Below are 22,324 nucleotides of genomic sequence, written 5' to 3' on the forward strand. Positions count from 1 at the left end.
CTGGCCCTTTCTCTTGCCGCGGTCAGCTCTCGCCGCGACCCGTCTTCTGCTGGAGGCGGTCGATATGCTCCGACGCCTCGGCTTTTGTGATGTCCGCAGGGATCTCTTCGCCAGCCTCGCGGGCAAGCGTGTCGAGGTAGCTGCGCTGCGCGCCGGTCATTGGCTCGTCGCCGGTGACCCAGTTCGAGGGGTCCTTCTCCGTGCCGTTCTCATCGGGCTCGGTTGCTCCGAGCATTTCACCTTCGTGTGTCTCTGCCATACCGGCGAGAGTAGGCGGCTCGCCTGGCTGGCGACCCGACGAATCCTGGGAAGATGTGTTCGAACCCGAGCGCCCTCGATGCCACACGGTGGTAGGTATCAGAAGTCGGCGATGACCAGCTTCTTCATCTGCATCATGTGCTCGTAGCCATCCGGTTTCGCCATGAGCTCCCCCATGTTCGTGGGCACGATCTGCCAGCTCACTCCGAACCTGTCCACCAGCCAGCCGCATTGCTCGGCTTCCGGGACGGCGCTCATCGCGCTCCAGTAGTGGTCGATCTCCGCCTGGTCGGCGCAGTCGACCTCGAGTGAGACGCCGCAGTCGAAGCCGAACTCCTGGCCGGCCCCGTTGTCCATCGCGACGAACCACTGCCCGGCGAGCTGGAAGTCGGCGTACATGACGGCACCCGCCGGAGCGGGACCCGAAGGCGCCGGGTACTCGGCGATCGTGCCGATGCGCGCATCCGAGAACAGGGAGACGTAGAAGTCGATGGCCTCGCGCGCCCTGTTCTGCGCCGCTCCGCCGAAGAGCAGACTCGGCACGATGAACGGCCGGGCCTCGTCGGCCGTGCTCAGCCCGGCGGGATCGACGAACATGAGCTGCCAGCTCACGCCGTAGCGGTCCTCGACCCAGCCGTAGTGCGGGCTGAAGGGGTACTCCTGCAGCGGCATGAGCACCTTGCCGCCATCGCTGAGCGCAGTCCAGAGCTTGTCGAGGCTCGCTCGCACCGACGCCGCGTCGCCGCCGAGCACGCGCGGGTCGAAGTTGAGCATGAACGAGACCGACGGGTTCGGCCTGAACTGGTCGCCGGCGTTGATGAGCGTGAACCGGTACTCGTCGATCTCCACGCCCACGACGAGCGGCAGGCCCGCGAAGTCCTTCTGGAAGTCGAGGAGGTCGGTCTCGGGGTATCGGGCTTCCACGGACGTCGTCGTCTTGGGGAAGCTGGAAGCGTAGAACTCGCCGGCCTCTTCGGCATTCTTGTTGAACCAAAGGTTCGGGATGATCTTCTGCATGACTCGCTGCTCCTGCACGCGTCGGTCGATCTGAGCCCGGTCGGGCCCACTCGCAAAAATTACTCCCGACCCCCGACAACGGCGGCGAGCCTCGTGCTCGAGTGGGAGCGAACACCCAGGGTTCGGCTACTGCAGACCCGCGGTGAGTCTCGCAAGATTGTCGAGGACGGTCGAGCGCAGCGGCTGCTTCCGCCACTCGAACATCGTCAGCTCTCGTGACTGCTCGCGGTAGTCCTGCTGCACCTCTCGGAGGTCCTCCACGAAGTCCGAGCTGCGCACCATGAGCGACACCTCGAAGTTCAGCGAGAAGGAGCGCATGTCCATATTGGACGACCCGATGACGGCAACCTCGTCGTCGATCGTGAAGTGCTTGGCGTGCAGGATGGTCGGCGACTTGTACATCCAGATGCGCACCCCCGCGAGCAGCAGGGCCTCGTAGTAGGAGCGCTGCGCGTGGTAGACCATGGCCTGGTCGCCGATCTCCGAGACGAACAGCTCGACGACCACCCCTCGTGCCGTCGCGGTCGTGATGGCATACAGCATCGACTCGTCCGGAACGAAGTAGGGGCTCGTGATGATGATCGACTTCTGGGCGACGTAGAGGAGGTTGAGGAAGAGGCGGAGGTTGTTCTCGCTGGGATACCCGGGGCCGCTCGGCACGATCTGGCAGTCCATCCGCGCTTCCTGCGGCATCGTCTCGACGTCGGTGAGGTCTTCCGGGATGATCGTTCCCGACTCCGAGTACCAGTCGGTGATGAAGACGGCGCTGACGGCGTGCACGGCCGGCCCCTCGAGGCGGACCATGAGGTCGTGCCAGTGGAGGCCGCGGCGGATGTTGCCGCGTTTGTTGTACGTCGAGTCGACGACATTCTGCGAGCCGAGGTAGGCGGAGTTGCCGTCGACGATGAGGAGCTTGCGGTGGTTTCGCAGGTCTGGCCGCTGGTACTCGCCGCGCCAGGGGCGGACGGGGAGCATGTAGTGCCACTCGGCGCCGGCCCGCTCGAGGGCCTTGAGCCGCGACAGCGTGTGCTTGCGGTAGCCGGGCACGCGGATGGAGGCGATGTGGTCGAGCAGGATGCGAACGCTCACGCCTCGGGCGACCGCTCGGTCGAGAGCATCGAAGATCGGCAGCGTGGTGTGGTCGCAGGCGAGGATGTAGAACTCGACATGCACCCACTTCTCTGCCGTATCGATCTCGGCGGCCATCGCGACGATGGTCTCCTCGTAGTCGCCCTGCAGGACGACCTCGTTGTCGCTGATGAGGGGGATGGCCGTGTACGTGCGGTTGAGGGCGACGACGGAGTCGAACCAGGCCGGGTCGCTGTGCTTGGTCGGCTCGACCTCGACGCTCCCGACGGCCATGTTGATGAAGGTCGTGACCTCCTGCTGGCGCTCCATGCGCTTCGTGGGGAGACGGAAGCTGCCGAGGAGCAGGAACGCGATGACGCCGACGTACGGGATGAGGAAGATCGCCATGAGCCAGGCGATGCCGACGCTCGGCTTCCGATTGCGTGGCACGACGATGATCGCGATGACTCGGATGATCAGGTCGATGATCGCGAAGATGAAGCCAGCGCTGATCGTGATGTGCGGGATCTCGGCCATCGGGTCTCCTCGGGGTACTAGGGGACAGCGTAGGCCAAGGGATGCGCGTGAGCGGGACGTGCATCCGCGCCCAGAACTTGTTGCACTTTCCTCGATTAGTGCAATACTGCACTAGTGATTGATAGTGCAACGAATCTGCGGGCTCGCAAGATGGCGCGGACGAGCCGCGACATCTCGTCGATGGCCCGACGCCGCGCCCTCGATGTCGGGCTTCCCGGCTTCACGATCGAGGAGCTCTGCGAGCAGGTCGGCATCTCCCGAAGGACGTTCTTCAACTACTTCGCCTCGAAGGAAGACGCCCTTCTCGGCATCTCGGCCCGACGAGACACGACCCACCTCGACGAGCGCTTCGTGGCCGGCGGCGACCCCGGGAGCGAGCAGCTGAGCCCTGACCTCCTCGAAGCGCTGACACACCTGGCACTCGAGCGGTGGCGCGAGTCCGACCCGGAGCCGAACTCGGGCGACATCCGCGAAGTCATGGCCGTCATCGACCAGGAGCCGAAGCTCTTCAAGCGGGTGCTCGAGCACATGTCGAGCGACGAGAAGCGAGACGTCGCCCTCGTCGAGCGTCGAGAGGGGCTCCCGACCGGGGACCTTCGCGCCTCCGCAGCCGTGCAGCTCCTCATGTCCATCATGCGGGCGAGTGCCTTCGAGTTCTTCACGACCGACAACACCGACGACATGGAGACGGTCGTCTCCAGACGCGTCGCCGCCATGCGCGCCGTAGTGCAGCGCTGAGGGCGGCGCCTGCCCCCTCGTCTCGGCCACGCCTCCTCCCGCTCCCCAGCCTTCCTCTCTCCCCCACCCTTCTCTCCCTCCCCTCTTCTTCCCGCACCGCACTCCTCGAACGGACCCACGCATGACCACCAGTGCACCGGCGCCAGCTGCGCCGCAGTTCCTGCTCACGAAGCGCAGGATCTGGACCATCTTCGGCGCCCTCATCGCCGGCATGCTCCTCTCGAGCCTCGACCAGACGATCGTCTCGACGGCGATGCCGACGATCGTGGGCGAGCTCGGCGGGGTCGACCACCAGGTGTGGATAACGACCGCCTACCTCCTTGCAACGACCATCGTCATGCCGATCTACGGCAAGTTCGGTGACGTGCTCGGGCGACGGAACCTCTTCCTCATCGCGATCGCGATCTTCACGCTCGCGTCGGTGGGCTGCGCCTTCGCGGACAGCTTCTGGGCGTTCGTGGTGTTCCGCGCCATCCAAGGCCTCGGCGGCGGCGGGCTCATCATCCTGTCGCAGGCGATCATCGCCGACATCGTGCCGGCCAGCGAACGCGGCAAGTACCTGGGCCCGCTCGGCGCGGTCTTCGGGCTCTCGGCCGTCGGTGGCCCACTGCTGGGTGGCTACTTCGTCGACCACCTGACGTGGCAGTGGGCGTTCTACATCAACATCCCGGTCGGCATCGCGGCGTTTGTCATCGCCGTGGTGGCGCTGAAGCTGCCGAGCAAGAAGGCGACGAAGCGCATCGACTACCTCGGCGTGCTCTTCTTGTCTGCTGCGACGACCTGCCTCATCTTCTTCACCGACTTCGGTGCGGATGCGCAGCACGGGTGGGCATCGATGGTCACGTGGGCGTGGGGCCTCGGCCTCCTCGTGGCGGCGGCGATGTTCGTCTTCGTCGAGTCGCGCGCGGAGGATCCGATCATCCCGCTGGGTCTCTTCAAGAACCCGATCTTCGTGAACGCGACGGCCATCGGCCTGACGCTCGGCATCGGCATGTTCGCGGCGATCGGCTTCGTCCCGACGTTCCTGCAGATGTCGTCTGGCACCTCGGCCGCAGCCTCTGGACTGCTCATGCTGCCGATGATGGCGGGCCTCATGGGCACGTCCATCGCTTCGGGAATCCTCATCTCGAAGACGGGGCGGTACCGCATCTACCCGATCGTGGGCACGGTGCTGACCGGTCTCGCGATGGTGGCGATGACCACCTTGACGGCGGATACGCCCATCTGGCTCATCTGCGTGTTCCTGTTCTTCTTCGGGGCGGGGCTCGGGCTCATCATGCAGGTTGTCGTCCTGGTCGTTCAGAACGCGGTGCCAGCGGCCGAGATCGGCACGGCGACGAGTACGAACAACTACTTCCGTGAGGTTGGGGCAGCACTCGGCACGGCGGTGTTCGGCGCGATCTTCACGACGCGACTGACGGAGAACCTCACCTCGGTCTTCACGGCGAGCGGCGCCAGCCCGGCTGACGCGGCGACGGCGACCTCGACGATCGACCCGCAGACGCTCTCGCAGCTGCCGGACGAGGTACGGGACGGGATCGTCACGGCCTACGCCGACGCTCTGGCTCCCGTCTTCTGGTACCTGGTGCCGTTCATCGCACTCGCGTTCCTGCTCTCGCTCTTCCTGAAGCAGATCCCCCTCTCTGATGTTGCCGGGCTTGTGGCTCGTGGCGAGGCGGTCGGCGGGGAAGAGGCGGAACAGCTCGACGCGGCGGCTCGGGAGAGTCGGGAGAGCCACGAGGCGGGCGATGGTGCCGCCCCGAGCGTGGATTCGACGCGGCTCAGCTCAAACGGGCCGAGGAGCCGCGACTAGCGGGGTGCCGTCGAGAACGCGCGTGCCGCGCGGAGGGCCGCCTCGACGTGCATCCCCTCGAAGGGGAGGACCGCAGCGAGCGCCTCTGCGGTGAGGTCCTGGCCCAGCTCGGCGCCCCGCCGGACGGCTTCCGCGTCGACCTGCTCGGGGGCTGATTCCGGGTCGTCGAGGTCCATGACGGCGCCCTCGAACCAGTCGGCGGCGGCGGCGAGCATCTGCTCCTCGCTGAGCACGGGGAGCAGGTGCCGGTCGAGTCCGTCGGCGATGCCGTGGTCGACGGTGCGCCAGGCCTCCCCCGCGTTCTCGCGCCAGTAGACGAATCCGAGCCAGGGCTGCTCCCCGCCTGCCACCCAGCGGCGTCCCGATTCCGAGCTGACGGCGGCTTCGACGTGCGCCACTCCCCACTCGGGCATGCCAGTGATGAGGTCGAAGCCCCGCCTGTACGTCTCGGAGTGGTCGCGGTCGATGCCAGCGAGGACGGCCCGGCCGTCGGGGAGCGGGGTGAGCCGAGCCCAGCTGCCACCCCCGTCGGAGTAGAACCAGCCGTGCTCGTCGGCGCGGGAGTTGTCGCCACCCTCGCCGAGGATCGCGGTCTCGATGGCCGCAGCGAGCGCCCAACGCCCCCTGATTACCTCGATGGTGGGGAACTGCTGAGTTCGGAATGCTGTCATGCGCTCATCTTTCCAAGCGCCTCCTCGGCGCTGCTGGGTGTTGCTTGGAACTGGACCGCGCGCGGTGTCTCGCGGATGCGCGTGCGAGCCACCCTGGGGCCGGTTGCGGGTTCGACCTTCCACGTCCGGCTCTGCGCGGGCAAGATGGTGAGCCGACCCAGGTGCACTTCGTGGTGATGGAAGGTGCAGAGCGCGATGCCGTTGCTCGTGTCGGTGCGTCCACCTCTCGACCACGGGGTGACATGGTGGATCTCGACGGTGTCGAAAGGGAGCTCGCACGCGGGCGCTCTGCACCCGCCGTCTCGGGCGAAGACCGCTCTCCGTTGAGCCGGGCTGAAGAGTCTTCGCTTGCGGCCGAGCTTGAGGACTTCGCCGTCGTCGTCGACGAGCGCAACCCGGATGATGCCATCGCAGAGGATGCGCAGGGCCGCCTCGACCGGGACAGCCTCGCCGCTGTGCTCGAGCCGCGAGATGTCCGCCGGCGTCTCGGCGGCTCCCGCGAGACCGGCCCGCGTGACGGTCATGACCAGGGTGGGCGCTTCGCCGCCGGTCCGGGGCGCGCGTGGGGACTCGGCATGCTGAGCGAAGACCGAGACGAGCGCGTCGATGCGTCGCTGAGAGAAGCTGCGATCGTCCCGGATCTGCGGCTCCTCCTGAGGAGCGAGGGTGCCGCTGGGCTCGTCGCCTGCTTCGCACGCGTGGTCGCGCCGCGGCGAGAGATACGCGTCGAGGACGCGCATGATGGCCTCGCCCTGCTCCGGGGTCGCGAGGAGCCTGCCCTGCACCATGCCGTCAGCGCGACGGGTGAAGGAGAGTCCTCGCTTCGCGGCTTGACGTTCCGCGTTGGGCTCCGCGCCGTCTGGGTCGAGGAAGGCCACCCACACGGCGGCCTGCTTGGCCAGACGCTCCGGCGACGCCGGCTCGTCGTCCTCCTGGGTGAGCCCGCACGCGGCCTGGACGAGCTCGTACTCTGCGCGATCGAGGTCGGCGATATCGACGCTGCCGCCCGCTTCGCGCAGCCCTGCGACGATCGCCGACGCCTGCGAGAGCGTCACCCGCCCTTCCGCGACCGCGACCGCGACCTGGCTCCGTGTGGGCCGAAGCGCCTCGCCCGTCATGCTGATGCGCTCGCGCGTCGCCTCGGCGACCTCGCGAAGCTTGGCCGCCTCGGCTCGGCGAAGGCCGAAGGTCTGCCGCACGGCCTCGTTCACGGACCGGTACCCACCCCGACGCACCAGAGAACCAGAGAAGGCCACCGGCGTGATCTCGTCTCGCCCGAGCAGCTCGGCCGTCATCTCCAAGATCGTCGCGTCGAGCATCCGCTTGCGAGCGGCCAGCTCCTCGAACGCGGCGAAGAACTCGGCGTCGAGCACCGACGAGACGGGCTGTCGCCCGTCGACGAGCGCCGTGACGACGGCCGTGGCTGCGATGCCGGACTCTCGCTCGACAGCAGCAACGCTCGCCGGTAGACCCGCGAGGACTCCAGCCCCTGCCCCAGCACCAGCACCAGATACTCCACCCGATGCGTGTTCGTCGTCGCCCATCGAATCCCCCCTCATTGTCTCAGCACCCTCCACCCAAGGCATTTCTGCCTGCGGATTCACGTGCCGAGCTGGCTTCCCCCGAAGCCAGTCCCAGCCTACCGTGTATCGAACGTATATTCGAGCCCTGTGAAGAAATCCCACGTCACAGAACAGTAACCGGACGCTGGAATCACCAGCCACGCAGGCGAGCCCGCGCGCCTCCCAGCACACCTTCGACGCTACTTCTGGCCGCCGACATTCGGCGGGCGAGAGCACCCCGCGGGTACCCCGTCCAAGCTGTGTTCCTCCCAGGGCGCGCGCGGGATACTCTTTCGATCACCTCTGCTTCACTTACCGCCCCTGCATCTCAGCGACTGGACGCATCCTTCCGTGGCTCCCACACTCTTCCCCTGGCTCGACCCTGAAACGATCATTCACGGTGCGGGCCCCTGGGCGCTTCTTGTCGTGTGCCTCATCGTGTTCTCGGAGACCGGGCTCCTCGTCGGCTTCCTGCTGCCCGGGGACACACTGTTGCTCATCACGGGCCTGCTCGCCTTCTACCCGGGCATCGGCTTCGACATCTGGTGGGTGTGCCTCGCCATCGGATTCGCCGCGTTCCTCGGCGGCGAGGTCGGCTACCTGATAGGGCGAAAAGCGGGGCCGAGGATCTTCGAGCGCAAGGAGAGCGGCCTCTTCAGCGTGAAGAACGTCGAACGGACCAACGCGTTCTTCGAGCGCTTCGGCGGCCTCGCGGTCATCATCGCCCGCTTCGTTCCTGTCGTGCGCACCTTCGCTCCGGTGGCCGCGGGCGTCGGCAAAATGGACTACCGCAAGTACACGATCTACAACCTCATCGGCGCGCTCATCTGGGGCGCCGGCCTCACCTTCGCCGGCTACCTCCTCGGCTATGTGCCGGTACTCGGCGACTTCATCCGCGAGTACATCGACGTGATCCTGATCGTCGCGGTGCTCGCGACCGTGGTGCCCACGAGCATCCACTACCTCCTGAACTCGCGGAAGTCCCGCCGCGAGGCCGAGCAGCGCAACCGCGATGAAGCGAAGAACCTCTCGCTTGCACCGAAGGACTTCGACCAGAAGCTCGGCGACTGAACGTCGGAATTCCGGCACCAGCTGCCCAGGCGCGCGGTGGACTCCGCCGCCCCGCGAACCGCCGGTAACAAGGCATGCCACCCTCCCGCGAGACTCGATTCCGCGCGCTGACGGGCGCCTCGAACGCGACGTAGGCTTGCCTGCGCGGCATGCTCTGCCGCGTCTCTCGACGGCGTTGCAGTGAGGAGTTCGGTTCACGGATGAGCGGCATCTGGCGGTACCAGTCGACCTCGATCCCCCTCCGACTGGCGAACGCCGGAGCAGTTGTCGCCCTTCCCCTGCTTGCCGTCGAGCAGCTCGGGGACGTCGCCGTCGGCGGTTTCCTCGTCGCCGTCGCCCTCTTCCCGAGCGTCATCGCGGCACCGCTCGTTGGCGCCCTCCTCGACCGGATGCGCCGCCCGAAGCTGCTCCTCATCATCGGGGGGACGATCACGGCGGCCGCCTACCTCTTCGCCTCACAGCTGGGCACACTGCCGATCGGCGTCATCGCCGTCATCCTCGCGGTCGCCGGGTTCGTGACTCCCGCCTACATGGGCGGCCTCTCGAGTTTCGCGACCGACAACATCGAGCCGGCCAGGAAGGCCTACGCGCAGGACGCGCTCTCCTACACGATCGCCTCGGTGGGTGGTCCGGCGCTGGCGGCGCTCGCGATCCCACTGGCGGGCTCAGCACGACTCGCGATGGTGCTCCTCGCGAGCCTCGCCCTCATCGGGGCGGTGGCCGGGTTCGGCATCCGGATGCACGCGAAGAACGGCCCGGTGGAAGGCCTCGGGCGGATGATCGCTCGCGGCATGACGTACCTCGTCAAGCACAAGCCGATCGCGATCGTCACGATCGCCGGCACCGTCAGCCAGGTCGCCGGTGGCGCGCTCGGCATCGCCGCCATCGCCATCTCCCTGGAGCGGACCGGCTCCGAGGCGTCCGCCGCCTGGCTCGTCACCGCCTACGCGATCGGCGGCCTCGCCGGCGCCCTCTTCATGGCGGTCAGGACCTGGACCACCCGAGGCCCGGTCTGGGTCATGGGGATGGGCTTCGTCGCGACGGGCGTCTTCCTGCTCATCGCGGTGCCGGCGCTCCCGATCGGGTTCGCGTTCGCCGCTGTCCTCATCTCGGGTCTCTTCGCGGCACCGGCAAACGCCGCCATGATGCTGCTCCGCGACAAGGAGAGCAAGCCGAACGTGCGCTCGCAGGTCTTCACGATCGGCGCGGGCCTGCGGGTCACGGCGGCCGCCGTCGGCGCGGCCATCGCCGGGCTCATCGCGGGCTTCGACGCAGGCTGGCTGATCGCCGGGATGGCCATCATCTGGATCCTCTCCGGCTCCATCCTCTGGTTCTTCCCGAACCCGCCGGCGCGCACGGGCATCATCCCCGTGCAGAAGGGCCCGCAGGCGCCGTAGCGCGGGCCAGCAGGCCAACCGCCGCCACCTGAGGCGAGTCCGATGCCGCGTCCGCGCAGGCAAACGCTGCCAGCCAAGTGGCCAGCAACACGCCCGGTGGAAGGGGCACTTGGCTGGCAGCGTTGGCACCCAGGCCCTGACGACCGCTTGGCCGCCACGGGCCAGCGAGGATGAGCGAGGAGCGAGCAGCGAGCGCTTCCCCGGCCGGCGTGGGAGACTCCCCGGAAGACGCGCGTGCGGCGCCTGAGCGAGCGGAGCATCCCATGACCGAGAACCCCGCCCTGGTGGTTGCCGTCATCGCGCTGGGCTTCGCGGCGGTCACGTTCCTCCTGGTGTGGATGCTGCACGCGGCCCCTCGCCCACCGCGCGATTCCGAGCTCTCCCCAGACGAACGGCGCCGACGAGCCGAGAACCCGGGTCCGGCGCCGACGAGCATCCGCTTCGATCACGGCAACAACTCGGGCTACTGACGCGAGAGACCTCAGCGCGGACGCCAAACGCTGCCAGCCGATGCGCCCTCCACGAACTCGGTGAAGGGCACATCGGCTGGCAGCGATCGCGGTGGGGCTGCGGAAGCCGTCGCTAGGCGACGCCCACGAGCAGCCAGACGACGAAGCAGAGCAGGAAGCCGACGAGGCCAAGCACCGTCGTGAGGACGGTCCACGTGCGGAGGCCGTCCGCGACGCCGAGGCCGAGGTACCGGGTGACGACCCAGAAGCCGGAGTCGTTGACGTGTGACAGGCCGAGTGCGCCAAACGCGATGGCGAGGGCGAGCAGCGCGACCTGGATCGTCGAGTACCCGCCGCCGAGGATCGACGCGCTGAGGAGGCCAGCCGTCGTGAGGATCGCGACCGTGGCCGACCCCTGCGCCGCGCGGAGGGCGAGCGAGATGATGTACGCCATGATCATGAGCGGCATGCCGGTGGCGAGCAGCGTCTCGCTGAGTGCCGCGCCGATTCCGCTCTCGGTGAGGACGCGGGCGAACGCGCCGCCTCCGCCCGTGACGAGGATGACGACCGCGACCGGTGGGAGCGCCGCTTCGACGACGTCGCCGAGCTGCGATGCGCTCCAGCCGCGGCGGATGCCGAGGAAGAAGCTCGCGAGGAGGACCGTCACGAGGAGCGCGAACAGCGGGGCGCCGATGAACGCGAGCACGTTGCGGATGGGGTCGCCGGCCGGCAGCAAGGTGGCGCCGACCGTGCCGAGGGCGATCATGATGAGCGGCGTGACGATGAGCGTCATGACCATGCCTGCGCTCGGCGGCGCGACCGTGCGCGCCTTGGTGGCGGTGCCGGACGCGCCGCCCTCCGAGCCGGACGCGCCTTCGGCGTCGGCGTCGGCGACGATCGCATCCGCCTTCTCCGTGCCGAACTCGGCGAACGACTTCGCCGTGGTCGGCAGCATCGTGAAGTCCTTGCGGTTGAGCCACTTCGAGAAGAAGTGCGAGACGACGGCGAGGACGAGGCAGACGGGGAGGCCTATCATGGTCACCCAGCCGAGGTCGGCGCCGAGGATTCCGGCGCCTCCGACGATTCCGGGGTGCGGGGGCATCGCGACGTGCACGGCGAGCATGATGCCGCCGACGGGCAGCCCGAACTTCACCGGGTCGACGCCTGCCGCCTTGCAGAAGCCGTAGATGATCGGCACGAGGATGATGAACCCGACGTCGAAGAACACGGGGATCGCGAGCACGAGGGCGGCGGCTGTGAGGGCACCGGCGACGCGCTTCGGCCCGAGCAGCTTCGTGAAGCGCCCGGCGAGGCTGGAGGCACCGCCGGAGATCTCGATGATCTTCCCGAGCATCGCGCCGAGCGCGACGAGGATCGCGACCGACCCGAGCACACCGCCCATTCCGGCGATGATCGACTCGATGATGCCGACGCGTGCCGGTTCGAGTTCCGTCTCGGGAACCGTCACGAGCGGCAGTCCCGTCGCGAGGCCGACGAGGACGCTCACGATGAGCAGCGCCAGGAAGGCGTGCACCTTGAGTTTGATGATCAGCAGCAGGAGGAGGCCGATGCCTCCAGCTGCGATCGCGAGCAGTAGAAATGTGGACAAATCCGTCTCCTTTGACGAGGGCGCCGACGAGAGCGCTGACGAGGACGCTGACGAGCGCGTTGTTCGGGTGTGAGCGGGGGCTCTTGCTTACGAGTCGGTGGTCTTCGGGGCGAGGGCGAGGATGACGGCTGAGTCGTCGGACGCACCGAGCCCCTGTGCCTGGCCAAGGAGATACAGCTGCTCGGCGGCGGCGGCGACCGGTGTCGGGAGTCCGACGGCGCGGCTCGCCTTGCCGACGATGCCCATGTCCTTCACGAAGATATCGAGGCGGCTGAGCACCTCGGCGCCGTCCTCGTCGTAGGCCTCGAGGATGCGGGGGCCGCGGTTCGCGAGCATGAATGAGCCCGCTGCTCCGGCGCCGAGCGTCTCGAGGGTCTTGGCCGGGTCGAGCCCGAGGCGCTCGGCGAGTGCAAGCGCTTCCGCTGCGGCCGCGATGTGCACGCCGCAGAGCAGCTGGTTGACGGTCTTCAGCGCCTGACCGTCGCCGGGGCGGTCGCCGACCACGGTGAGGGTGGATGCGAGGAGGCCGAGCACGGGCTGCGCCTTCTCTCGCGCTGCCGGCGTCGCACCGACGACGATGAGCAGGTCGCCCTCGCCCGCGCGGACGGGGCCGCCGGAGAGGGGCGCATCCACGAGCTCGACCGAGTGCTGCTCGAGGCGAGCGACGACGTCGGCGATGCCGTCGGTTCCGACGGTGCTCGTGAGGATCACGACTGCGCCCTCGTCGAGCTTGTCGGCGATGCCGTTCTCTCCGAACAGCACTTCATGCAGCTGCTCGCCGTTGCGGACGGCGAGGAGGACCGCGTCGACGCCGGCGACCGCGCTGGCCGCGGAGGCGTGCGGCACGATGCCCGCGGCGGCCGCGAGGTCGAGGCGCGGCTGCGCGATGTCGAAGCCGTTGACCGTGAGCTGGCTGCTGAGGCGGGTCGCCATCGGCAGGCCCATCGCGCCGAGCCCGAGGACGGCGACGGAGTAGGTGGAGGAGGTCATGGTTGCTCGTTTCTCGGTGCGTGTGGAGATCTCAGCGCTGTTGCTGATCAGTTGGATGCGGGAATGGGTGCGGATGCAGGTGCGTCGACGCCGACAGCGGCGCTCGCGTGGAACTTCTCGACGACCCGCGCGAGCGAGTCCTCGTCGCCGACGTTGCCGGCGAACACGACGTAGGGGATGCCGTCTGCCGGTCCCCCGACCGCCTGCCAGAGGGAGACGATGCCGGGCAGCATGGGGCCGCGGACGACGGCGTGACGGATCTCGAGGCCGTTCGTGGCGACGTCGCTCGAGGTGATCCCGCCCTTGGCGATGACGAAGCTCGGCGGCGTCACGCGGAGCGCGTGCGCGACGACCTCGCAGACGGCGGCAGAGACGTCTCTGGAGATCGCGAGGGAAGCGTCCGCGTCGTCGGTCTTCACGAGCTCGCGGCTCGTGTGGAGGATCACGTCGCCGCTCGCGAGCGCTTCGACGACGCGAGTCTTCGCCTCGCCGATGTGCGCGGCTCGGGCGTCCGCGTCGATGATCGCCGAGACGGAGAGCTCGACGGTCGGCAGGTGGGGATGCTCGGCCCGGAGGGCTGCGAGCTGCCGTGTCGTGAGGTCGACGTGCGAGCCGACGACGATCAGGCCGCCGGCAGCGGACTGGGCCACCCCGTCGCGCGCCAGCTGCGCCGGGGCGAGTGGGGAGGCGATCTCCTGCCCGATGCGGGCTCGCACGAACGGCGGCCCGACGCGGTAGAGGAACTGCTTGCCGTCGGCCTCCGCGAGCTCGAGCCCGAGGGCGACGATGCGGATGTCGTCCTCGATGACCACGTCGACGACGATCGGCTGACCGTCGCGCGCATCCTGCAGCACGCTCGCGACCGCTTCTGGGCCGCGACGGATGATGTCGAGCGAGAGCACCGTCACATCTGCGGCGGCCCAGCGACCCTTCGTCTTCTCCTCGACCCATTCGGGGAGCGCGGAGCTGCGGAAGCCGAACGTCGCATCCTTCGCGAACTCCGTCTCGGCGACCGGCACGAGCTCGCCGTTCTGCCGGTAGTAGTGGATGCCCCCGATCGTGACCCTGCCAGCGTCGGGGAAGGCCGGAACGATGAGGACGCCGTCCGGCACCGGGCCGCCGAGCTCGGCGAGCGTTGCCGCGATGACGTCGGTCTCGAGGGGGAAGTGGCCTCGCAGCGTGCTGTCGCCGCGGCTCACGAAGGCGATTCGGCGCTCGAGGCGCTCCGCCGCGGCGAGGGCTGCCGTCACGATCTCGCGGTTGCGTGCGGCGGCGGATTCGGCGTCGAGGCTGCGCGTGTTCGTGAGGACGTACACGGCGTCGCGGCCCTGTTCGAGCGCCCAGACGAGGTCGTCCTGCTCCCAGCGGGTGAGGACGGGAAGATCGGCGACGGACTGCGTCCCGGTGGGATCGTCGTCGAGCACGATGAGGGTCACTCCGGATTCGCGGACCCGGTCGGCGACCTCCGCAGCGTCGACGCGCACCGGGGCGGGGTACTGCTCGAGCAGTCGGCTTTCATCCATCAGAGAACTCCCTTGTAATCGGATATCAGATATCTTGCGCCCGCCAAAGGGTGTTGTCAAGGAGATATCTGATATCTCGAGGGAGGGAACCGGGTGACGCCTGCGACGCACCGCCGCCGGAAGGAAGTGCGGCGATCAGGCTCGAGGGGTGAGCACGTACTCCTGCAGGTCGTCCGCCGTCTGCTGCATGTGCGACTCCATCGCCGCTCGCGCGGCTGGGCCGTCGCCGGAGCGCAGCGCCTCGAGGATCCCCGCATGCTCGCGGATGGCATTGACCTGCACCTGCGGCACCGCGGAGGTCTCGTAGCGGCGCTCGTACATGAACTTCCCGAGCGGCTCGAGCAGCACGCGCAGGAACGGGTTGCCGCTCGCCCGCAGCACGACATCGTGGAACGCGATGTCGGCGGTGACGAAGGTGTGCACGTCGTTCGCGGCGCTCGCCGCGCGCATCTCCTCGAGGTACCCCTCGAGCTTCTCGAGGTCGTCGGCGGTGCGCAGCGGGGCAGCGAGCTCGCAGGCACCCGTCTCGATCATCCGTCGAAGCTGGACGAGCTGCACTGAGGCCTGCGCCTTGCCGCCGGTCGACGTCGCAGCGCGCAGGAGCGGCTCGATGCCGGTCCAGTCCTCCATGGGAAGCACGCGACCGCGAGTCCCGGGAACCGGCTGAACGACTCCCTGCGCCTGCAGCGTCTTGAGGGCCTCGCGCAGCGTGAGGCGGTTCACGCCGAGCCGCTCGGCGAGGTCGATCTCACGCGGCAGCGGCGCCCCCTGGGGCAGCGCCCCCGAGATGATGTCATCGAGGAGCCGGTCGCTGACCGACTGAACAAGCGACGCTCTCGCCATGGTGACCTCCGAACTCGCAATGCTAGTGGGCGCGTCCGGACACCGGCTCACGCGAGCGTAACCGCAGCGTGACGGCGACCTCCACGACGACGTCGTCCGCATCCTCTCCGATGACACGCTGGCGCACCTCGGGCGATGTGAGCGCCACGCCGCGCTCCGCGAGCGCGTCGAAGAGGGCCACAACGGCCGGATGCACGGAGCCCTCCGGCAGATCGGCACCGTGCGGGCGCCACACGGCCACGAGGTCGGTTCGCGGCGGCAGCTCATCCGCGAGGATGCGCCCGTCATGCCACGACTCGTCGTCGGCTTCTGGGAGGCGCGCGACCGGCCAGCAGAGGAGCATCTGCAGCTCGGATGCTCTTGCCGTGCTGCCGGGGGCCTCCCGAAAGGACGTCCAGAACCCCGGCCCCGGCTCGAGCCCGGCCTCGACACTGCGCCGATGCAGTTCGGCGAATTCCCGGTTCGCGTCCTCATCGCTCGGCGCCGCACCGGCGCCGTCCCCGCGAGCGACACCCCCGCCGGCCGTATCCAGGTCAGCGGGCAGCGGGATGACGCGCGCGACGAACGGCGTGGCCTCGAGTCGCCGCTCCTCGACGACAACCGGGCGCGCGAAGGCGGTGAGCACGGCGTCCGCAGCCGTCATGGCCGCATCCTCGGCGTCACGCCCCCGCAGCACCTCGGCACGATGGCGAAGCAGCACGTCGGCTGCGTCTCCGTCTCGGAGCGCCCTCGCGGCGGAGGGCAGCGGCACGCCGGCCGCCCGCAGCGCATGCAGGAGGGCGCCGTCGCGCACCTGCGACTCGGCGTACCTGCGGTACCCGGTCACCGCATCCACCTCGTACGGGACGAGCGCCTTCGTCTCGTCGTAGTGACGCAGCGCCTTCACGCTGATGTTGGTCGTGTTCGCGAATTCCCCGATGGTGAGCATGCCTCAAGCCTGCCGCCTCCCGTAGGAGGAGAGTCAAGCGGGGCACTCCGCAGATCTGCCCAGTTGGACCAGACGCCTCGAGCTCGCCGGCATGCGCCTCGAGGCGCGAGGCCCGATCAGGCCGCCGCCATCTCGAGCGCCTCCTCCGCACGCTCCGCGCTGCCCTCCGCGAGGCCGCGCTTGAGGGCCGGAGCCAACGCGACACACAGGACCACCCCGACAGCGAGCACCGCGACCTCGGTCACGGTGAGCGCCCAGATGATGCCGGGCAGGCCGAACCAGATGCTCCCCGCGATCACCACGGGGATGAACAGCACCCCTTGGGCGGCCGACATGATGGTCGCGGGAAGGGCACGGCCGGTTGCCTGGAACAGCGACGTGATGAGGCCGGTGAAGCCGTTCGCGATCATCGCGATGAGCTGCGCCGCGAGCACCACGACGCCGATCGCGAGCACGGATGCGTCGGCCACGAAGAGCGCGAACACCTGCTCTCGGAAGCACAGCAGGAGGATGGCCGCGAGCGCGGCGACCGCGCCGACCGTGATGGCGGATGCTCGCAGCGCCGACCCGAAGCGTGCGCCGTCGCCCTTGCCGTACGAGTAGGCCAGGAGCGGCAGCACGCCGAGGGTGACACCCATGATGAGGAACTCGGGCACCTGGGCGATACGCACGGCGACGCCCATCGCCGCGAGCGGCCCCTCACCGTAGGCTGCGGCGAGGTTGTTGAGCACCAGCGCCGTGACGATGAGGAACGCCGACTGCAGCAGCGTGCCGATGCCGACGCCGAGGACCGGCTTCTGCACGGAGCCCGCGAGGGTGAACCAGCGAGGAGAGAGACTCACGTGCTCGCTGTTGCGCGTGAGCCAGAGAACGAAGTACGCGACGACGACGAGGTTCGCGAGCCCCGTCGCCACGGCCGCCCCCGCCACGCCCCAGTTGAGCACCAGGATGAACAGGGCGTCGAGAGCCAGGTTCACGACGGCGGAGAGCACGAGCGCGACCATGACCTGCTTCGCCGCGCCTTCCGCCCGGACGAGCTGCTCGAGGCAGACCGCCGCGGCGAGGACGGGCACGAAGCCGAGCAGTACCCCGACGAAGGCAGCCGTAGGCGCCGCGACGGATGCATCGGCGCCGAGCAGCGAGACGAGCGGCGAGAGGAACACGAGCCCGATGGCGGCGACCACGGCCCCCACGACCACCGAGCCCCAGAGCGAGTAGGACGCGACCCGCTTGATGGTCGCCGCCTTCGAGGGGTCGCGTTCGGCCCCGCCGAGGAGGCGCGACACGAGCGCCCCTCCCCCGACCCCGAAGACGTTCCCGACCCCCATGACGAGGATGAGGACCGGCGAGCCCAGGGTGATGGCGGCCAGCAGGGCCGTGTCCCCGAGCGAGCCGATGAACCCCGCATTGGTGAGGTTGTAGATCGCTCCGACGATCATCGCGGCCGCCATGGGCACGCAGAGGTGCAGGAGTGCACTGACGATCGGTGCCGACGAGAGGTACCAGCGGTTCGTGTGCACCGCATCCGGGGCGGCCTCACGGGCTGTCGACAGATCGGCCGTGGCTTGTGTTTCTGGTGGTGTGCTCATGGTTGCTTCTTTCTGGGCAGGACGGAGCGCGCGCCGACACTCGTCGGCACGTGAGGGGATGCGCGACTCGGTCGCGCGCCTCGGAGGGCTAGTCGCGCACTGGCTGCGGGAGCTGAGCCGTGATCTTGGCGAGGAGCGCCTGGAACGCGACTCGTTCATCGGCATCGAGCGGCGCGAGGATCGTCTCGTCTGCGGCGATCATGGCCTCCTCGAAGCCCGCGATGAGCTCGGCCCCGGCGGGCGTGGCGTAGACGCGCTTGGTGCGCTCGTCGCCACCCTCGGTTCGGCGTTCGATGAGCCCTCGCCCCTCGAGGCCGCGGAGCAGACTCGAGACGCTCGCCGGGGTTGTGCGACTCATTCGAGCGAGCTCCGATTGGCTCGCCCCTGGGCTCTGCACGAGGTAGCCGAGCACGAAGCTCTGCGGCCGGGTGAGCTCGCGCTCACGTGTCCAGTCTTCCCCGGCCTTCATCTGCGCCCAGCTGATCCATCGGACGAACTCGAGGGGCGTGCGTGGGGCTGGGGCTGTATCCGACATAGTTAGAACTATGACAGTTAGAGTTCTAACTGTCAAGATGGCCCAGCCCGTGCCCCGCGCCGCACGCGTAGACTGGGCGGATTCACCGGGAGGAGCAACGATGCCCGAACCGAAGCATCCAGAGAAGCGCGCGAAGCCGGAAGCCGGCGTGGCGCGCATCGTCGAGAACATCGACGAGACCGCGGCCATGTTCTCCGAGCCGAAGATCACCGCCGTCGGCATCCCCGCAGTGCTCAACTCGCTCAAGGTGACGACGGCGCAGATGGGCCCAGCCCGCACAGCCCGGACCCTGCTGCGCATCAACCAGAAGGACGGCTTCGACTGCCCCGGATGCGCGTGGCCGGAGGGCAAGCACCGCAGCCCGGCCGAGTTCTGCGAGAACGGCGCAAAGGCCGTCGCCGAGGAGGCGACGAAACGGCGCGTTCCCCCGAGCTTCTTCGCCGAGCACTCCATCGAGGAGCTGCGTACCTGGGACGACTACTCGCTCGGCCAGCAGGGCCGCCTCACGCATCCGATGCTCCTCGAGGAGGGCGGCACGCACTACCGGGCCGTGAGCTGGGACGACGCGTTCGACATCATCGCCGACGAGTTCGCGCAGATGTCGCGCCCAGACGAGGCGATCTTCTACACCTCCGGCCGCACCTCGAACGAGGCGGCGTTCGTGTACCAGCTGTTCGTGCGCGGCCTCGGCACGAACAACCTCCCCGACTGCTCCAACATGTGCCACGAGTCGAGCGGTTCCGCACTCGGCGAGACGCTCGGCATCGGCAAGGGCTCGGTGAGCCTCGAGGACCTCCACGAGGCCGACCTCATCATCATCGCCGGCCAGAACCCCGGCACCAACCACCCGCGCATGCTCACCGCGCTCGAGAAGGCGAAGCTCAACGGGGGCAAGATCATCGCCGTGAACCCGCTGCCCGAGGCGGCGCTCATGCGGTACGAGAACCCGCAGACCGTGCGCGGAATGGTGCTCGGCGGCACCGCCCTCAACGACCTGTTCCTGCAGATCAAGCTGGGCGGCGACCAGGCGCTCTTCCAGGCTCTGGGCCGCATCCTGCTCGACGCAGAGGAGGCGAACCCCGGCACCGTCTTCGACCACGACTTCATCGCCGCGAAGACGTCGGGCGTGGATGCGTACCTCGAGTCCCTCCGCACGCTCGACTGGGCCGAGGTCGAGACCGCGACCGGCCTGAGCGAGGCGGAGATCCGCGAGGCCGGTGAGCTGCTGCTCGCTTCGAAATCGACGATCGTCTGCTGGGCGATGGGCCTCACCCAGCACAAGCACTCCGTGCCGACACTGCGCGACTGCGTCAACCTGCTGCTCCTGCAGGGCAACATCGGCAAGCCCGGCGCGGGCGTCTGCCCCGTGCGCGGGCACTCGAACGTGCAGGGCGACCGCACGATGGGCATCTTCGAGCGGATGCCGGAGTCGTTCCACGACAAGCTCGACGCCGAGTTCTCGTTCGCGTCTCCCCGCGAGCACGGCTACGACACGGTCGAGGCGATCCGCGCCATGCGCGACGGCAAGGCCCGCGTCTTCATGGCCATGGGCGGCAACTTCTCCAGGGCCACACCCGACACGGCAGTGACGGAGGCGGCCATGGAGTCGCTTGCCCTCACGGTGCAGGTATCGACGAAGCTGAACCGCTCGCACGTCGCAACGGGACGCCGAGCGCTCATCCTCCCCACCCTCGGCCGCACGGAACGCGACCGGCAGGCGGGCGGCACGCAGCGCGTGACCGTCGAGGACTCCATGAGCGCCGTGCATGCCTCCCACGGGCGGCTCGAGCCGGCAAGCGATGAACTGCTCAGCGAGGTCGCCATCGTCACGATGCTGGCCGAGCGGGTCCTCACCCGTTCGCGCCCGAACGTGCCGCAGGTGAACTGGGCCGAGCTGCGCGCCGACTACGCGAACGTGCGCGCATCCATCTCCCGGGTCATTCCCGGGTTCGAGGACTTCGAGGCGAAGATCGACGAGCCCGGCGGGTTCGTCCTGCCGAACGGGCCGCGCGACGGCCGCGACTTCTCGAGCATCGGCGGCACTGCGAAGTTCACAGCCAACGAGCTCGAGTACCCGAAGGTCCCCGAGGGGCGCCTGCTGCTGCAGACGCTGCGCTCGCACGACCAGTTCAACACCACCATCTACGGCAAAGACGACCGGTACCGGGGCGTGAAGAGCGCCAGAAGGGTCGTCTTCGTCAACGAGGCGGATGCACGGGACCGCGGCCTCGCCGACGGCGACCACGTCGACATCGTGTCGGAGTGGCCCGGCCGCGACGGCTCGCTCGAAGAGCGCCGCAGCGAACGCCACCGCATCGTCGTCTACTCCACCCCGCGCGGCTGCGTCGCCGCGTACTACCCGGAGACGAACGTGCTCGTGCCGCTCGACTCGACCGCCGATGTCAGCAACACGCCGACCTCGAAGTCGATCGTCGTTCGACTGGAGCGAGCTGCGGCCGAAACGCGCTGAGGAAACTGGCTCTCAGCGCTTGACCCTGGGCGCAGTGCGGATTTCCCGAGGCGAGCGGTTGAAGATGTCGCGGAGGGCGCGTCTCATCGTCTCCTTCGACGGGAAGCCACTGGTCACCCAGACCTCTTCGATCGACAGCTGGCGTTGCGTCTGCAGGAGAGTCTTCGCCGTGTGCGCACGCTCCGAACGGATGAGCTGCGCAAGGCTCACATCGCCGGAGTCCGACATCACCCGGTCAGCCGTTCTTCGCGAAATGCTCAACCCCAGGGCTATCGAGTGTGGAGTGAGCGCGGGATCCTGATGCCGGAGACGCACGATCGCACGAATCTCTCCGGCCAGGTCCCTGGAGACGTGGTTGCCAGTCTCGAGGAGCTCCAACACGAGCGACCGCGCCATCGATCGGAGGAGACTCCGCATGTTGTGGATCGTCAGGACATCGTCCACGCGCGGATACCGAACGAAGGACTCGAGCATCGGCCGCATCATGTCGAGGATCGGCGACCCAAGCTCCCTCTTCCCCGGCCGGATGGAGGCCGCCAGAGAGGGCAGCACCTCGCGAGCATCGAAGGCGAAGAAGATTCCCTCGAAGTGGTTGTCGCTGCTCATGAGCACTGGAGTGCTGCCCGGGAGTACGAGCCAGACTCGATCTTGTATCTTCAGCGTGTTCGAGGGGCCCGATTCCACGTTCAGCACGCCCGATCGAGGGAAGATCATCAGCACTCGCCTCCGAGCAGACGCCCGCGCCCTTGTCCAGGAGACAGCGAATGCAGTCGTGGTGACCTCTGCAGCGAAGTAGTTCTCCATGGTCAGAAGCTGCACGTCAGAGATCAGAGGGGCCGAGTACCGAACGATTTCCACACCGATCGACTCGAGGCCCCACGTCTGCGGCGAACCCCTGAACCGAAGGACGCTCCTCTTGTACCCTGACGGATGTTCCACGTCCTGGCGTGCGTCTCGTCGAGAGGAATTGACGTTCACGGTCACCGAATCTTTACTCACATGAAGAGAGCCGTGGAAACCCTCGACCCACCATCTCGCTCCGACCAGAGTCGGCGGTGAACTGACCGCTCGACAGAGAGCGAACAGGGTTGCCGCCACTCGGCTGCAGGACTGCTCGGACGACCCAGAGGAACAACCTCATCGAGCCTGCCGTGAGCACGCCAGGACCAACCCACGCCCTTCATAGCCTTTCCGAGTCCGCGTCCGCGTCCGAGTCCGCGTCCGCGTCCGCGAACGACCCTCGAGGCTCGCCCCCA

General features: G+C 68.2%; 19 protein-coding genes. 6 read left to right on the top strand and 13 right to left on the bottom strand.

All coding sequences use genetic code 11. The features are described 5' to 3' along the window. Positions 1-22: 22 nt before the first annotated feature. The 3 genes from ITJ61_RS12185 to cls form a co-directional block, all read right to left on the bottom strand. Positions 23-259: a DUF3072 domain-containing protein gene (locus tag ITJ61_RS12185; RefSeq protein WP_104243732.1), complete on the bottom strand. Its 237-nt coding sequence runs from the start codon at positions 257-259 to the stop codon at positions 23-25. Positions 260-357: 98 nt separating this feature from the next. Next, a complete protein-coding gene (locus tag ITJ61_RS12190) occupies positions 358-1,275 on the bottom strand; it encodes a VOC family protein (RefSeq protein WP_194686323.1) in 918 nt (305 codons plus the stop codon). A gap of 126 nt (positions 1,276-1,401) precedes the next feature. Then, positions 1,402-2,880 carry a cardiolipin synthase gene (gene cls / locus ITJ61_RS12195; protein WP_104243733.1) on the bottom strand — a complete coding sequence of 493 codons (1,479 nt, stop codon included), beginning with the start codon at positions 2,878-2,880 and terminating at the stop codon, positions 1,402-1,404. 114 nt (positions 2,881-2,994) lie between these two features. Here cls and ITJ61_RS12200 point away from each other — a divergent pair, with 114 nt between their 5' ends. Together ITJ61_RS12200 and ITJ61_RS12205 are read left to right on the top strand one after the other, a co-directional pair. After that, a complete protein-coding gene (locus tag ITJ61_RS12200; protein WP_323744354.1) occupies positions 2,995-3,618 on the top strand; it encodes a TetR/AcrR family transcriptional regulator in 624 nt (207 codons plus the stop codon). Between the two features lie 121 nt (positions 3,619-3,739). Next, positions 3,740-5,431, top strand: a complete 1,692-nt coding sequence (locus ITJ61_RS12205; RefSeq protein WP_194686324.1) for an MDR family MFS transporter — start codon at positions 3,740-3,742, stop codon at positions 5,429-5,431. Here ITJ61_RS12205 and ITJ61_RS12210 read toward each other — a convergent pair. After that, a complete protein-coding gene (locus ITJ61_RS12210) occupies positions 5,428-6,102 on the bottom strand; it encodes a hypothetical protein (RefSeq protein ID WP_194686325.1) in 675 nt (224 codons plus the stop codon). The genes ITJ61_RS12205 and ITJ61_RS12210 overlap by 4 nt on opposite strands. Next, a complete protein-coding gene (locus ITJ61_RS12215; RefSeq protein ID WP_194686326.1) occupies positions 6,099-7,646 on the bottom strand; it encodes an HNH endonuclease signature motif containing protein in 1,548 nt (515 codons plus the stop codon). The genes ITJ61_RS12210 and ITJ61_RS12215 overlap by 4 nt, the downstream gene beginning before the upstream one ends. 369 nt (positions 7,647-8,015) lie before the next feature. Between ITJ61_RS12215 and ITJ61_RS12220 the strand changes: the two genes are divergently transcribed. The 3 genes from ITJ61_RS12220 to ITJ61_RS12230 all read left to right on the top strand — a co-directional run bounded on the left by ITJ61_RS12220 (position 8,016) and on the right by ITJ61_RS12230 (position 10,602). Then, positions 8,016-8,735, top strand: a complete 720-nt coding sequence (locus tag ITJ61_RS12220) for a DedA family protein (protein ID WP_104300119.1) — start codon at positions 8,016-8,018, stop codon at positions 8,733-8,735. A gap of 200 nt (positions 8,736-8,935) precedes the next feature. Further along, positions 8,936-10,132 carry an MFS transporter gene (locus ITJ61_RS12225; RefSeq protein WP_194686327.1) on the top strand — a complete coding sequence of 399 codons (1,197 nt, stop codon included), beginning with the start codon at positions 8,936-8,938 and terminating at the stop codon, positions 10,130-10,132. A 263-nt stretch (positions 10,133-10,395) separates the two neighbouring features. Beyond that, on the top strand, positions 10,396-10,602 hold the full coding sequence (locus tag ITJ61_RS12230; RefSeq protein ID WP_194686328.1) for a hypothetical protein: 207 nt from the start codon (positions 10,396-10,398) through the stop codon (positions 10,600-10,602). A 112-nt stretch (positions 10,603-10,714) separates the two neighbouring features. On the opposite strand, the gene ITJ61_RS12235 is transcribed toward ITJ61_RS12230, so the two are convergent. From ITJ61_RS12235 to ITJ61_RS12265, 7 genes are all read right to left on the bottom strand, one after another. Continuing rightward, positions 10,715-12,190: a GntP family transporter gene (locus ITJ61_RS12235; protein ID WP_194686329.1), complete on the bottom strand. Its 1,476-nt coding sequence runs from the start codon at positions 12,188-12,190 to the stop codon at positions 10,715-10,717. Positions 12,191-12,277: 87 nt separating this feature from the next. Next, positions 12,278-13,180 carry an NAD(P)-dependent oxidoreductase gene (locus ITJ61_RS12240; RefSeq protein ID WP_104243750.1) on the bottom strand — a complete coding sequence of 301 codons (903 nt, stop codon included), beginning with the start codon at positions 13,178-13,180 and terminating at the stop codon, positions 12,278-12,280. Positions 13,181-13,227: 47 nt separating this feature from the next. Further along, the gene (locus ITJ61_RS12245; protein WP_194686747.1) at positions 13,228-14,706 is read right to left on the bottom strand and encodes a four-carbon acid sugar kinase family protein; all 1,479 of its coding nucleotides are present in this window, start codon (positions 14,704-14,706) and stop codon (positions 13,228-13,230) included. A 132-nt stretch (positions 14,707-14,838) separates the two neighbouring features. Next, positions 14,839-15,546: a FadR/GntR family transcriptional regulator gene (locus ITJ61_RS12250; protein WP_104300127.1), complete on the bottom strand. Its 708-nt coding sequence runs from the start codon at positions 15,544-15,546 to the stop codon at positions 14,839-14,841. A gap of 22 nt (positions 15,547-15,568) precedes the next feature. Beyond that, positions 15,569-16,474: a MerR family DNA-binding transcriptional regulator gene (locus tag ITJ61_RS12255; RefSeq protein WP_194686330.1), complete on the bottom strand. Its 906-nt coding sequence runs from the start codon at positions 16,472-16,474 to the stop codon at positions 15,569-15,571. 116 nt (positions 16,475-16,590) lie between these two features. Next, on the bottom strand, positions 16,591-18,063 hold the full coding sequence (locus tag ITJ61_RS12260) for an MATE family efflux transporter (RefSeq protein ID WP_104243757.1): 1,473 nt from the start codon (positions 18,061-18,063) through the stop codon (positions 16,591-16,593). 88 nt (positions 18,064-18,151) lie between these two features. After that, complete coding sequence (locus tag ITJ61_RS12265) at positions 18,152-18,598, bottom strand: MarR family winged helix-turn-helix transcriptional regulator (RefSeq protein ID WP_104243759.1); 447 nt, start codon at positions 18,596-18,598, stop codon at positions 18,152-18,154. Positions 18,599-18,785: 187 nt separating this feature from the next. Between ITJ61_RS12265 and ITJ61_RS12270 the strand changes: the two genes are divergently transcribed. Beyond that, positions 18,786-21,068: an FdhF/YdeP family oxidoreductase gene (locus ITJ61_RS12270; RefSeq protein ID WP_228497033.1), complete on the top strand. Its 2,283-nt coding sequence runs from the start codon at positions 18,786-18,788 to the stop codon at positions 21,066-21,068. 12 nt (positions 21,069-21,080) lie between these two features. Here the strand turns inward: ITJ61_RS12270 and ITJ61_RS20330 are convergent, their stop codons facing one another. Then, positions 21,081-22,052 (bottom strand): AraC family transcriptional regulator, encoded by a 972-nt coding sequence (locus ITJ61_RS20330; RefSeq protein ID WP_146081109.1) that lies wholly within the window; start codon positions 22,050-22,052, stop codon positions 21,081-21,083. Positions 22,053-22,324 lie beyond the last annotated feature (272 nt).

Origin of the sequence: Pseudoclavibacter sp. VKM Ac-2888 (assembly GCF_015351285.1) — a bacterium.
In the GTDB taxonomy this organism is placed as follows: domain Bacteria; phylum Actinomycetota; class Actinomycetes; order Actinomycetales; family Microbacteriaceae; genus Pseudoclavibacter.

What these genes read in the sequence shown, in the direction of transcription:
- ITJ61_RS12265 (WP_104243759.1), bottom strand. Translation starts at nt 18,598, where the DNA reads ATGTCGGATACAGCCCCAGCCCCACGCACGCCCCTCGAGTTCGTCCGA.
- ITJ61_RS12260 (WP_104243757.1), bottom strand. Translation starts at nt 18,063, where the DNA reads ATGAGCACACCACCAGAAACACAAGCCACGGCCGATCTGTCGACAGCC.
- ITJ61_RS12240 (WP_104243750.1), bottom strand. Translation starts at nt 13,180, where the DNA reads ATGACCTCCTCCACCTACTCCGTCGCCGTCCTCGGGCTCGGCGCGATG.
- ITJ61_RS12205 (WP_194686324.1), top strand. Translation starts at nt 3,740, where the DNA reads ATGACCACCAGTGCACCGGCGCCAGCTGCGCCGCAGTTCCTGCTCACG.
- ITJ61_RS12215 (WP_194686326.1), bottom strand. Translation starts at nt 7,646, where the DNA reads ATGGGCGACGACGAACACGCATCGGGTGGAGTATCTGGTGCTGGTGCT.
- ITJ61_RS12190 (WP_194686323.1), bottom strand. Translation starts at nt 1,275, where the DNA reads ATGCAGAAGATCATCCCGAACCTTTGGTTCAACAAGAATGCCGAAGAG.
- cls (WP_104243733.1), bottom strand. Translation starts at nt 2,880, where the DNA reads ATGGCCGAGATCCCGCACATCACGATCAGCGCTGGCTTCATCTTCGCG.
- ITJ61_RS12225 (WP_194686327.1), top strand. Translation starts at nt 8,936, where the DNA reads ATGAGCGGCATCTGGCGGTACCAGTCGACCTCGATCCCCCTCCGACTG.
- ITJ61_RS12250 (WP_104300127.1), bottom strand. Translation starts at nt 15,546, where the DNA reads ATGGCGAGAGCGTCGCTTGTTCAGTCGGTCAGCGACCGGCTCCTCGAT.
- ITJ61_RS12255 (WP_194686330.1), bottom strand. Translation starts at nt 16,474, where the DNA reads ATGCTCACCATCGGGGAATTCGCGAACACGACCAACATCAGCGTGAAG.
- ITJ61_RS12185 (WP_104243732.1), bottom strand. Translation starts at nt 259, where the DNA reads ATGGCAGAGACACACGAAGGTGAAATGCTCGGAGCAACCGAGCCCGAT.
- ITJ61_RS12230 (WP_194686328.1), top strand. Translation starts at nt 10,396, where the DNA reads ATGACCGAGAACCCCGCCCTGGTGGTTGCCGTCATCGCGCTGGGCTTC.
- ITJ61_RS12270 (WP_228497033.1), top strand. Translation starts at nt 18,786, where the DNA reads ATGTTCTCCGAGCCGAAGATCACCGCCGTCGGCATCCCCGCAGTGCTC.
- ITJ61_RS12210 (WP_194686325.1), bottom strand. Translation starts at nt 6,102, where the DNA reads ATGACAGCATTCCGAACTCAGCAGTTCCCCACCATCGAGGTAATCAGG.